A 12,274-nucleotide genomic window follows, 5' to 3' on the forward strand; every position below is an offset into this window, starting at 1 on the left:
ATTTAAACTAGGAGGAAATATAAATGTTAGAATTTGAACAAGGATTTAATCATTTAGCGACACTAAAAGTCATCGGTGTAGGCGGTGGTGGTAATAACGCTGTTAACCGCATGATTGATCACGGAATGAACAATGTAGAATTCATTTCAATTAATACTGATGGACAAGCTTTAAACTTATCTAAAGCCGAATCAAAAATCCAAATTGGTGAAAAGTTAACACGTGGTTTGGGTGCAGGTGCTAACCCTGAAATAGGGAAAAAAGCAGCTGAAGAGTCTAGAGAACAAATTGAAGATGCTATCCAAGGTGCAGATATGGTATTCGTAACTGCTGGTATGGGTGGCGGTACTGGTACTGGTGCTGCGCCTGTTGTTGCTAAAATAGCAAAAGAAATGGGTGCATTAACAGTTGGTGTTGTAACTCGTCCATTTGGTTTTGAAGGACGTAAGCGTCAAACACAAGCAGCTGCTGGTGTAGAAGCTATGAAAGCTGCAGTTGATACGTTAATTGTTATCCCTAATGACCGTTTATTAGATATCGTTGATAAATCAACACCTATGATGGAAGCATTCAAAGAAGCAGACAACGTATTACGCCAAGGTGTTCAAGGTATTTCTGACTTAATCGCAGTATCTGGTGAAGTTAACCTTGACTTTGCAGACGTTAAAACAATCATGTCTAACCAAGGTTCTGCGTTAATGGGTATCGGCGTTTCTTCTGGCGAAAATCGTGCAGTAGAAGCTGCTAAAAAAGCAATTTCTTCACCATTATTAGAAACATCAATCGTTGGTGCGCAAGGCGTATTAATGAATATTACAGGTGGAGAATCACTATCACTATTTGAAGCACAAGAAGCAGCAGATATCGTTCAGGATGCAGCTGACGAAGATGTAAACATGATTTTCGGTACAGTAATTAATCCTGAATTACAAGATGAAATTGTTGTTACAGTGATTGCAACTGGATTTGAAGACAAACCTTCAGTACAAGGACGTAAATCTTCAAATACTGGATTTGGTTCTAGTGCAACAAGTTCTGCTAATGATGATTCATTTGCCTCATCTAATTCAAATTCAACACAAGCTTCTGAATCTAATAGTGAAGCGAGAAGTCATACTACTAAAGAAGATGACATTCCAAGCTTTATTAGAAATAGAGAAGAAAGACGTTCTAGAAGAACTAGACGTTAATTGAGAGTATTATACTTTATTAATAAGTATAAATATGGTCGCTAGAAGACAATGCTGACCATATTAATGTCATCAGATTTAACGATCTGATGACTTTTTTAATACTAAAAAAGACAAACTGTAATTTGGTTCTAAATACCGAAAAATTTGTTGGGGGCTTTAAACGTGGCTGAAAAATTTAAAAAATACAATCATGTATTACTTTTTGAAGATGATCAAAGCGAAGATGTAACGATTGGCATGACAACAAGAGAACAGGGTAAGAGCGCCTATCCAAACGATGCTTTTAATATGGCGAGATATATTGACGATGAACCTAGCAATATAACTTATCACCAAGAGCAACTCGCTGAAATTATTAACTATCCTAGACAGAATTGGGTTTTTCCGATTCAAACACACGAAAATAATGTAGTGGCCATTACACAACACGATAGAGGTACGAATATTGAAACATTAACTAATGAATTACATGGTGTTGATGGTATGTTTACTTATGATTCTGATGTATTATTAACGATGTGTTATGCTGATTGTGTACCAATATATTTTTATAGTAAACAAAATCATTTCATAGGATTAGCACATGCAGGATGGAGAGGCACAGTAGGCCAAATCGTTACGGAAATGTTAACAAAAGTAGATTTTAATCTCGAAGAATTAAATGTAGTCATAGGTCCTGCAACTTCAAATTCGTATGAAATAAATGACGATATTAAACAAAAATTTGAGCAATTACCCATTAACTCATCAAAATATATTGAAACACGTGACAATGATCGACATGGGATAGATTTAAAACTAGCTAATAAATTATTATTAGTAAATGCAGGTGTGCCAAGTGATAATATTTATATTACTCAATACGCCACTTCTGAAGAACTGACAGTATTTTTCTCTTATAGAGTAGAAAAAGGGAACACTGGAAGAATGTTAGCTTTTATTGGACAATAATGTAAGAGGTGATTAGGTGACGGTTCAGGAAAACTATACAGCAATCCAAAGTGAAATTTCAGCAGCAAGTAAGAAAGGCGGTTTTTCATTACAGCCTCACGTGATTGCAGTAACAAAATATGTTACAATAGGACGTGCTAATGAAGCATATGATGCAGGTATAAAACATTTCGGTGAAAACCGGTTAGAAGGCTTTTTAGCTAAAAAGAAAGCTTTACCTGACGATTGTATTTTCCATTTTATTGGTTCACTTCAAACTAGAAAAGTTAAAGAAGTGATAAATGAAGTTGATTACTTTCATGCATTAGATCGCTTAAAATTAGCAAATGAAATTAACAAGCGTGCACAACATAAAATCAAATGTTTCATTCAAGTCAATGTTTCTGGTGAAGAATCGAAACATGGTATAAAGCTTGATGAAGTCAATGCCTTTATTAATACTTTACAAGATTATGAAAATATTGAAGTCGTAGGTCTTATGACAATGGCGCCTTATACAGATGATGAGGATTATATAAAAGACTTGTTTCAAGCCTTAAAAGAAAAACAGATAGAAATACATGAACTCAATTTAAAACATGCGCCATGTTCAGAACTATCAATGGGTATGAGTAATGATTTTCAACTCGCCACAGAAGTTGGTGCAACGTTTGTGAGAATTGGGACTAAACTTGTAGGAAAAGAGGAGTGAGCCCCATGGCTTTAAAAGATTTATTTAACGGATTTTTCGTAGTAGAAGAGGAAGAAGAAGAAACAGAACCTTCCCAACAAAATACGATGGATAGACAACAAAACAGACAACAAGCGCAGTCTCAAACTAATTATAATGATCAAGCAAATTATGACAACACAGATAATCAACGTTCAATTCAATCAGTGCCTAAAAAACAATCTACACGTGGTAACCAATCTAACGAACGTAGATATCAATTAAATAGTGCACCTAAAAACAATACAAGGAATGTTGTTAATATGAATCAAGAACAAGATGCTTTTAATACGATGCAAGAAAGCTCTAAAATGTGCTTATTTGAACCACGCGTATTTTCTGATACACAAGATATTGCTGATGAACTTAAAAATCGTCGTGCGACATTAGTCAATTTACAACGTATTGATAAAGTTTCAGCAAAACGTATTATAGATTTCTTAAGTGGTACTGTATATGCAATTGGTGGAGATATCCAACGCGTAGGTTCAGATATCTTCTTATGTACACCAGATAACGTTGAAGTTGCTGGTAGTATTACGGATCAAATCGAAAATATGGAACAAGGCGAATAGAGGTTATTAATTAATGAGTCCAGAAATATTAGCAACTATATTTCACTTTATTTTACTGTTAGTACAAATTTATTACTTTGGAATGATTATATATTTCTTTATGTCATGGTTACCTAACGCGCGAGAAAACGCGTTTGGGCGATTTTTGGCTAAACTATATGAACCATTCTTAGAGCCTTTCCGTAAAATCATACCACCAATCGGAATGATTGATATTTCATCAATTGCAGCGATTATTGCATTAGTGTTATTCCAAAAAGGTTTGAATAACATTTTTGAAATTATACTTAATAGTTTATATTAAAATGTGTTGTTTTAAATTTGAATGAATAAAGCACCTAACGTATAGTAGCGCGAGGTGCTTTATGTTGTTGTAGGAGTGATTTAAATAGATATATATCAACATTTTAGAAAAGAAGAACATGAAATCATTGATATACTGTTGGATAAATGTAATCAAGCAAATGATCAGTATTCACCAGTATTAACAAATTTTCTTGATCCACGTGGACAATATATATTAAAAGTAATTATTGGTAGTTTTGATGGGTTAGAAGTTACACTTTTTGGCGGTCAATACAGTGAACGAAAACGTGCGATCATTGCCCCTAGTTATTTCGAACCACAAGAAGAAGATTTTGAAATAAGTTTAATTGAAATAAATTACCCACAAAAGTTTGTAACGATACAACATCAAAACGTGCTAGGGACAATTATGTCACTTGGCATAGAACGTGACCAACTAGGCGATATCATTGTGAATGAGCGTATTCAATTTACTTTGACAAAACAATTAGAATCTTATATTATATTACAATTAACGCGTATCAAAGGTGCGACGGTTGAACTTAATTCTATTCCATTTAATTCTATGATACAATCTAATGAGAATTGGAAGCATTTTGAAGCAAATGTAAGTGGACTAAGACTTGATGTCGTATTAAAAGACATCATTAGAAAGTCGCGATCAATAGCTAAACAATTGATTGAAAAGAAAAAAGTAAAAGTTAATCACACGATTATAGACGCTGTTGATTTCCAACTAGATAGTGACGATTTAATATCCGTTCAAGGATACGGCAGGGCAATGATCACGCACATAGGTGGCAGAACGAAAAAAGATAAAGTGCATATATCTTACAAAACACGCTTTAAATAATGTATAATACATTTATATGTAATCAAAGATGAAGTAAGATTGTTAAAATGCATATTTTCTGACTAAATAAAATAGTGTATTATAGAGGGAGGATATCCAATGCCTTTTACACCAAATGAAATTAAAAGTAAAACATTCACAACTGTAAAAAATGGATTTGAACCTACTGAAGTTGAAAGTTATTTAGATCAACTTAGTACTGAAATTGAACGTTTGAAAGAAGATAAAAAACAATTAGAACAAGTAATTGAAGATAAAGAAACGAACATCCAATCCTATAAAGATGTTCATCAATCTGTAAGTGATGCCCTTGTTCAAGCGCAACAAGCTGGTGAAGAAACTAAAGCTGCTGCAACAAAAGATGCAGAAGCTACTGTTGCCAAAGCACAAGCACAAGCTAATCAAATCGTTAACGATGCTATCGAAAAATCACGTAGATTATCATTCCAAACGGAAGATATGAAACGTCAATCTAAAATCTTTAGATCTCGTTTCCGTATGTTAGTCGAAGCACAATTAGACTTGTTAAAAAGCGAAGACTGGGATTACTTATTGAACTATGATTTAGATTCAGCACAAGTAACAGAAGAGAATATTAATCATTTACACGACAATGACTTAACTGAAGAAGAAAAAGCGATGAAAGCACAAGCAGAAGCCGAGCAACAAAATACGGCGGAAGATGCTGCTTCTTCAGAATCAGATGATGATACATCTAAATAATTTAGCAGACGCGTAAGTAACTGGAAGTATAATTCAGCGAATTAGGGGTGGTGTGAGCCTAATATATACAAGTTACTTATATCACTGTTATGTAACAATTAAAGACTTTTATGAGAGAACTCTAAGTTGAGTTAATCAGGGTGGTAACGCGGTTTAATCGTCCCTGTTAATTGAACTTAGAGTTCTTTTTTAGTTTTAAATTTTTAGCAAAGTACAAGGAGTGAAATCAATGGATTATAAAGAAACGTTATTAATGCCAAAAACAGATTTTCCAATGCGTGGAGGTCTACCAAATAAAGAACCAAAAATTCAAGAAGAATGGAATAATAACGATATTTATTCCAAAGCATTAGCACAAAATGAAGGTAATCCTTCATATATTTTACATGACGGCCCACCATATGCGAACGGCTCATTACACATGGGGCATGCATTGAATAAAATCTTAAAAGATATGATTGTACGTTACAAAACAATGCAAGGGTTTTATGCGCCGTACGTACCAGGTTGGGATACGCATGGTTTACCAATTGAACAAGCATTGACTAAAAAAGGCGTAAAACGTAAAGAAATGTCAGTTGCTGAGTTTAGAAAAAAATGTGAAGCATTCGCATTAGAACAAATTGAACTGCAAAAGAAAGACTTTAAACGTCTTGGTGTACAAGGTGACTTTAACAATCCATATATCACTTTAAAACCAGAATATGAAGCTGCTCAAATTCGTTTGTTCGGTGAGATGGCGGATAAAGGTTTAATTTACAAAGGTAAAAAACCAGTTTATTGGTCTCCTTCAAGTGAATCATCTTTAGCTGAAGCTGAAATCGAATATCATGATAAACGTTCAGCATCAATCTATGTTGCATTTGATGTTAAAGACGGTAAAGGCGTTGTCGATAATGACGCTAAATTTATTATTTGGACAACTACACCATGGACATTACCTTCTAACGTGGCTATCACTGTACATCCAGAGTTAACTTATGGCCAATATAATGTTAATGGTGAAAAATATATTATCGGTAAAGATTTAGTAAGTGATGTTGCAGAACAAATTGGTTGGAATGAAGAAGATATTACGCTTGAAAAAGAATTTAAAGGTTCAGAGTTAGAATATGTAGAAACACAACATCCATTTGTAGATAGAACATCTCTAGTTATTAACGGTACCCATGTTACTACTGACGCTGGTACTGGTTGTGTGCATACGGCTCCGGGTCATGGTGAAGACGACTATATCGTATCTCAAAAATATGATTTACCAGTAATTAGCCCTGTAGATGATAAAGGTGTGTTCACTGAAGAAGCTGGACAATTTGCCGGTCAATTTTATGATAAAGCGAATAAACCTATCACTGACTTATTAACTGAAAAAGGGGCTTTATTAAAACTAGACTTTATTACACATAGTTATCCTCACGATTGGCGTACGAAAAAACCAGTTATCTTTAGAGCTACGCCACAATGGTTTGCTTCTATTGATAAAGTAAGAACTGAGATCTTAGATGCGATTGATCAAACAAACTTTAAAGTAGACTGGGGTAAAACACGTATTTACAATATGATTCGTGACCGTGGTGAATGGGTGATTTCACGTCAACGTGTATGGGGTGTACCTTTACCAGTATTTTATGCTGAAAACGGTGATATTATCATGACTTCTGAAACTGTCAATCATGTAGCTGATTTATTTGAACAACACGGTTCAAATGTGTGGTTTGAAAGAGAAGCTAAAGCGTTATTACCAGAAGGATTCACTCACGAGGGAAGCCCAAATGGCAAGTTCACAAAAGAAACCGACATCATGGACGTATGGTTTGACTCAGGTTCATCTCATAGAGGTGTGTTAGAAGCTAGACCAGAATTATCATTCCCAGCAGATTTATATCTTGAGGGTAGTGACCAATATCGTGGTTGGTTTAATTCTTCTATTACTACAGCGGTAGCAACTAGAGCGCAATCTCCATATAAAATGTTACTTTCTCATGGATTCGTTATGGATGGCGAAGGTAAAAAAATGAGTAAATCATTAGGTAACGTAATCGTACCTGACCAGATCGTTAAACAAAAAGGTGCAGATATTGCGCGTTTATGGGTAAGTAGTGTTGACTATTTAGCCGATGTTCGTATCTCTGATGAAATCTTAAAACAAACTTCAGATGTTTATAGAAAAATTAGAAATACACTAAGATTCATGTTAGGTAACGTGAACGACTTTGATCCAGCAGTAAACGCGATACCTGAAAGTGAGTTATTAGAAGTAGATAAATATTTATTAAATAGATTAAGAGAATTTACGGCGAATACTTTAGAGCATTATGATGATTTCGATTATCTTGATATTTATCAAGAAGTTCAAAACTTCATCAATGTTGAGTTAAGTAATTTCTATTTAGATTATGGTAAAGATATTCTTTATATCGAAGCTCGTGATGCGCATAAACGCCGTAGTATGCAAACAGTTCTTTATCGTATCATTGTTGATATGACTAAATTGCTTGCACCAATCTTAGTTCACACTGCAGACGAAGTTTGGTCTCATATTCCGCACGTAACTGAGGAAAGTGTGCATTTAACGCATATGCCTAAAGTAGAAGCAGTAGATTCAGCGTTATTAGAAAAATGGAATAAACTAATGAAATTACGTGATGATGTTAACCGTGCATTAGAAGTAGCGCGTAACGAGAAAGTAATTGGTAAATCATTAGAAGCTAAAGTTATAATTGGCGACAATGATAGCTTTAAACCTTCTGAATTCTTACAACAATTTTCAGATTTAGAACAATTATTTATTACTTCTCAAGTTGAAGTTACTTCTAACGTTGAAAATGGTACTGCTTATCAATACGGTGATATTCGTATTGAACATGCAGAAGGTGAAAAATGTGAACGTTGCTGGAATTACAGCACAGAATTAGGTTCTGTAGGTGAACTCGATCATTTATGCCCTAGATGCCAAGAAGTAGTCAAAACATTAGTTTAATTATAAATAATGACCTAGACAAATTACTTTTTACAGTTTGTCTAGGTTTTTTATTGAACAATAATTTAAATAAATGGCTTCTTTTTATGTAATAAATAATTTAAAATTAAGCAAGTTCAACTTTATAACATAACTAAACTTTTTTTATAGTTATGAGTAAGCTATAATATATTATGTTGTAAAGTGATTTAGGAGGCACAATCATGAAGCGTCAGTATTATATCGGAACTACTTTATTTATCGCCATTATTATTTTAATTTTAGATCAAATAACAAAATTTGTTATTGCATCTTCTATGCGCATAGGCGATTCTTTTGAAGTCATACCAGGTTTTTTAAATATTACATCACATCGTAACAATGGTGCAGCATGGGGCATTTTAAGTGGTAAAATGAGTTTCTTTGTTATCATCACCGTAATTATTTTAATCGTGTTAATTGTTTTTTATATTAAAGAAGCTAAGCATAATTTATTTATGCAAATAGCTTTGAGTTTACTATTTGCCGGTGCACTAGGCAATTTTATAGATCGTTTGTTTCATGGGGAAGTAGTAGATTTTATTGACACATATATTGTTGGATATAATTTTCCAATTTTTAACGTTGCCGATTCAAGTTTAACGATAGGTGTCATATTGATTATAATTACACTGTTAATAGATGTTAAAAAAGGAAAATAGATAGGAGTATTTAATGACTACACATAATTTTAAAATAGATAATTCTGCTGATGTAGGTCAACGCATAGATAAAGTGTTGGCTGAACTAAATTCAGAATGGTCACGTACACAAATGCAAGATTGGATTAAAGAAAAATTAGTTAAAGTTAACGGCAAGGATGTTAAATCAAACTATAAAGTAAAAATGAATGACGCAATCGAAGTTACTGAAAAAGACATCGTCGAAGCGGATATTGTTCCAGAAAATTTAAACTTAGATATTTATTATGAAGATGATGACGTTGCGATAGTGTATAAACCTAAAGGTATGGTTGTGCATCCATCAGCGGGTCACTATACAGGTACATTGGTAAATGGATTAATGTATCAAATGAAAAATCTTTCAGGTATTAACGGTGAAGTAAGACCTGGGATTGTGCACAGAATTGATAAAGATACTTCTGGTCTATTAATGGTTGCTAAAAATGATGTGGCACATAGAAGTTTAGTCGAACAACTTATAGATAAAACAGTCACTCGTAAATATACAGCACTGGTGCATGGTAATATTCCTCATGATTACGGTACAGTTGATGCACCTATTGGTCGTAATAAAAATGATCGTCAGTCTATGGATGTTGTTGATGATGGTAAAGAAGCAGTTACACACTTTAATGTGAAAGAACATTTTAAAAACTTTACTTTAATAGAGTGTCAACTTGAAACAGGACGTACGCACCAAATTCGTGTACATATGAAATATATTGGTTTCCCATTAGCAGGAGATCCTAAATATGGTCCTAGAAAAACTTTAGATCTTGATGGACAAGCATTGCACGCTGGTATTATTGGTTTTGATCATCCAGTGACAAATGAATATATTGAAAAAGAAGCACCATTACCTGAATCATTTACGCAATTGTTAGAAGAGCTACGTCGTACAGATGCATAATGACTATTAATTGGTTTCGGCATAATATGTTTATTGACTTGCTGTAAAATGTAAGGTAAAATGGTGACAGTTTAATAAGGAATCGGTCATCTTTAATTGAAAGTCCAGAGAGACTTCAAAGATATGAACCAAGAGAGAATTTATTATATAATGTAGTATATACATTGATTAATATAGTAGTGTATTTTAATGCACAAAGTATATTTTGAGATACCAATTGAGTCAAGCTCATTCATACTCTTTTATACTTTAAATTTTTTCTGGGAATACCTCATATCTTCAATTGAAGATATGAGGTTTTTTTATATCATGATAACTAACATTTAAAGAAAGCAGGTGTGCCTTATGTCAGAACGTATTATTATGGATGAAGCAGCTATTCAAAGGACAGTTACACGTATTGCACATGAAATTTTAGAATATAATAAAGGTACAGATAATTTAGTTTTACTAGGTATAAAAACGCGTGGCGCTTTTTTAGCCAATAGAATTCAACAAAAAATTGCAATGATTGAAGCTTGTGAAGTGCCTACGGGTACGATTGATATTACACAATTTCGTGATGATTTAGAACAAGTTAACGATACGAATGGTGACAAATCTTATGAAATTGGTGTCGATATCACCAATAAAATTGTAGTTATCATCGATGACGTATTATATACCGGTAGAACAGTAAGAGCTTCATTAGATGCTATCTTACAACATGCTAGACCGAATAAAATAGGCTTAGCGACGTTAGTAGATAGAGGTCATAGAGAATTGCCAATTCGCGCTGACTTTGTTGGGAAAAACATTCCTACATCTCGTGATGAAGATGTTTCTGTCTATTTAGAAGAAATTGATCATAAAAATGCAGTAGTAATTGAATAAACCTTTTAACTCAGTACGAGAGACTGAAAAAGGAGCAATCGTAGAAAAATTTCTATGATTGTATTTATACTTATAACACGACGTTTAAGTTAGTTTAATGTGACTTTCTTTAACAGTCGAGGTATAAACTTTTTTAGTCTCTTTACATGAATATATGTAAAGAGATTTTTTTATGAGAGGAAGCGACAGACTATGAGAAACGAAGAAATGTTTGAAAGGACAGCCAAACCCGTATTAGATGTACGCGATAGACCAAAGTTAGGGCAGTGGGCGTTTTTAAGTACCCAACATTTATTTGCGATGTTTGGATCTACGGTTCTAGTACCATTTCTTACAGGATTACCAATATCGGCAGCATTGCTTGCTTCGGGTATTGGCACATTATTATACATATTAATTACGCAAGCTAAAATACCTGCTTATCTAGGTTCTAGCTTTGCTTTTATAACGCCAATTATTAGTGGATTACATTCTCATAGTTTAGGCGATATGTTGATGGCTTTATTCATGAGTGGATTAATGTATGTCATCATCGGCATCGCGATTAGATTGAGTGGTACAAATTGGTTAATGGGTTTATTACCGCCCGTAGTAGTTGGCCCAGTCATTATGGTAATAGGATTAAGTTTAGCACCAACGGCTGTAAACATGGCCATGTACGAAAATGCTAGTGACATGAAAGGCTACAATCTAAGTTATTTGATTGTAGCGTTAGTAACTTTACTAGTTACAGTCATTGTACAAGGATTTTTCAAAGGCTTTCTTTCTTTAATACCAGTACTAATCGGTATCGTCACTGGATATATTGTTGCTGCGTTCATGGGAATTGTCAACTTCAGTACAATTGCAAATGCAAAATGGTTACAATTGCCAGATATTTATTTACCGTTTAAAGATTACCATCCATCGTTTCATCTAGGTTTAATTCTAGTCATGGTACCAATCGTATTTGTGACAGTCAGTGAACATATAGGCCATCAGATGGTTATTAACAAAATCGTAGGGAAAAACTTCTTTAAAGATCCCGGCCTAGATAAATCAATTATAGGCGACGGTGTCTCAACAATGGTTGCGAGTGTTATTGGCGGGCCACCAAGTACTACTTACGGTGAAAACATTGGTGTGTTAGCGATAACTAAAATATACAGTATTTATGTTATTGGTGGTGCTGCAGTCATAGCAATTGTGCTAGGATTTGTAGGAAAATTCACGGCATTAATCTCATCCATACCAACACCAGTTATGGGCGGTGTTTCAATTTTGTTATTTGGGATTATCGCTTCAAGTGGATTACGTATGTTAGTAGAAAGTGAAATTGACTTTGCTCAAAATCGTAATTTAGTTATCGCTTCAGTAATTCTTGTTGTCGGTATTGGAAACCTAATGCTGAATCTCAAACCGATTGGCGTAAATTTACAAATAGAAGGTATGGCGTTAGCTGCATTGGCGGGTATCATATTGAACTTAATTTTGCCCAAGCAATCAAGGTAAGGTAATTAA

12 protein-coding genes are annotated in these 12,274 nt (G+C 34.0%); all 12 read left to right on the forward strand.

The window, feature by feature from the left end; genetic code table 11:
- Window positions 1-23: 23 nt before the first annotated feature.
- The 12 genes from ftsZ to RPL90_RS03035 all read left to right on the forward strand — a co-directional run bounded on the left by ftsZ (window position 24) and on the right by RPL90_RS03035 (window position 12,265).
- Window positions 24-1,190 (forward strand): cell division protein FtsZ, encoded by a 1,167-nt coding sequence (gene ftsZ, locus RPL90_RS02980; RefSeq protein WP_313544460.1) that lies wholly within the window; start codon window positions 24-26, stop codon window positions 1,188-1,190.
- A gap of 165 nt (window positions 1,191-1,355) precedes the next feature.
- A complete protein-coding gene (gene pgeF / locus RPL90_RS02985; protein WP_313544475.1) occupies window positions 1,356-2,144 on the forward strand; it encodes a peptidoglycan editing factor PgeF in 789 nt (262 codons plus the stop codon).
- A 16-nt stretch (window positions 2,145-2,160) separates the two neighbouring features.
- Window positions 2,161-2,835, forward strand: coding sequence for a YggS family pyridoxal phosphate-dependent enzyme (locus tag RPL90_RS02990; protein WP_313544491.1), 675 nt, complete (start codon window positions 2,161-2,163; stop codon window positions 2,833-2,835).
- A gap of 5 nt (window positions 2,836-2,840) precedes the next feature.
- Window positions 2,841-3,428: a cell division protein SepF gene (locus tag RPL90_RS02995; RefSeq protein ID WP_313544504.1), complete on the forward strand. Its 588-nt coding sequence runs from the start codon at window positions 2,841-2,843 to the stop codon at window positions 3,426-3,428.
- A gap of 13 nt (window positions 3,429-3,441) precedes the next feature.
- Window positions 3,442-3,732 (forward strand): YggT family protein, encoded by a 291-nt coding sequence (locus RPL90_RS03000; RefSeq protein WP_313544518.1) that lies wholly within the window; start codon window positions 3,442-3,444, stop codon window positions 3,730-3,732.
- Between the two features lie 84 nt (window positions 3,733-3,816).
- A complete protein-coding gene (locus RPL90_RS03005; protein WP_313544943.1) occupies window positions 3,817-4,587 on the forward strand; it encodes a YlmH family RNA-binding protein in 771 nt (256 codons plus the stop codon).
- Window positions 4,588-4,686: 99 nt separating this feature from the next.
- Window positions 4,687-5,310: a DivIVA domain-containing protein gene (locus RPL90_RS03010; protein ID WP_313544531.1), complete on the forward strand. Its 624-nt coding sequence runs from the start codon at window positions 4,687-4,689 to the stop codon at window positions 5,308-5,310.
- A gap of 229 nt (window positions 5,311-5,539) precedes the next feature.
- Window positions 5,540-8,290, forward strand: coding sequence for an isoleucine--tRNA ligase (gene ileS / locus RPL90_RS03015; protein WP_313544551.1), 2,751 nt, complete (start codon window positions 5,540-5,542; stop codon window positions 8,288-8,290).
- Window positions 8,291-8,493: 203 nt separating this feature from the next.
- Window positions 8,494-8,970 carry a signal peptidase II gene (gene lspA / locus RPL90_RS03020; RefSeq protein WP_313544586.1) on the forward strand — a complete coding sequence of 159 codons (477 nt, stop codon included), beginning with the start codon at window positions 8,494-8,496 and terminating at the stop codon, window positions 8,968-8,970.
- Between the two features lie 13 nt (window positions 8,971-8,983).
- Entirely contained in the window at window positions 8,984-9,901 is a 918-nt protein-coding gene (locus tag RPL90_RS03025; RefSeq protein ID WP_313544603.1) for an RluA family pseudouridine synthase, read from the forward strand.
- Window positions 9,902-10,246: 345 nt separating this feature from the next.
- Window positions 10,247-10,774, forward strand: coding sequence for a bifunctional pyr operon transcriptional regulator/uracil phosphoribosyltransferase PyrR (pyrR, locus tag RPL90_RS03030; protein ID WP_313544621.1), 528 nt, complete (start codon window positions 10,247-10,249; stop codon window positions 10,772-10,774).
- A 192-nt stretch (window positions 10,775-10,966) separates the two neighbouring features.
- Entirely contained in the window at window positions 10,967-12,265 is a 1,299-nt protein-coding gene (locus tag RPL90_RS03035) for a uracil-xanthine permease family protein (protein ID WP_313544662.1), read from the forward strand.
- The last annotated feature ends 9 nt before the right edge of the window (window positions 12,266-12,274 follow it).

This window comes from Staphylococcus kloosii, from assembly GCF_032139365.1.
Taxonomy (GTDB): domain Bacteria; phylum Bacillota; class Bacilli; order Staphylococcales; family Staphylococcaceae; genus Staphylococcus; species Staphylococcus kloosii_A.

Excerpts from the sequence above, each read along its gene's own strand:
- ftsZ (WP_313544460.1), top strand. The coding sequence starts at position 24 with ATGTTAGAATTTGAACAAGGATTTAATCATTTAGCGACACTAAAAGTC.
- RPL90_RS02995 (WP_313544504.1), top strand. The coding sequence starts at position 2,841 with ATGGCTTTAAAAGATTTATTTAACGGATTTTTCGTAGTAGAAGAGGAA.
- RPL90_RS03000 (WP_313544518.1), top strand. The coding sequence starts at position 3,442 with ATGAGTCCAGAAATATTAGCAACTATATTTCACTTTATTTTACTGTTA.
- RPL90_RS03010 (WP_313544531.1), top strand. The coding sequence starts at position 4,687 with ATGCCTTTTACACCAAATGAAATTAAAAGTAAAACATTCACAACTGTA.
- ileS (WP_313544551.1), top strand. The coding sequence starts at position 5,540 with ATGGATTATAAAGAAACGTTATTAATGCCAAAAACAGATTTTCCAATG.
- lspA (WP_313544586.1), top strand. The coding sequence starts at position 8,494 with ATGAAGCGTCAGTATTATATCGGAACTACTTTATTTATCGCCATTATT.
- RPL90_RS03025 (WP_313544603.1), top strand. The coding sequence starts at position 8,984 with ATGACTACACATAATTTTAAAATAGATAATTCTGCTGATGTAGGTCAA.
- pyrR (WP_313544621.1), top strand. The coding sequence starts at position 10,247 with ATGTCAGAACGTATTATTATGGATGAAGCAGCTATTCAAAGGACAGTT.
- RPL90_RS03035 (WP_313544662.1), top strand. The coding sequence starts at position 10,967 with ATGAGAAACGAAGAAATGTTTGAAAGGACAGCCAAACCCGTATTAGAT.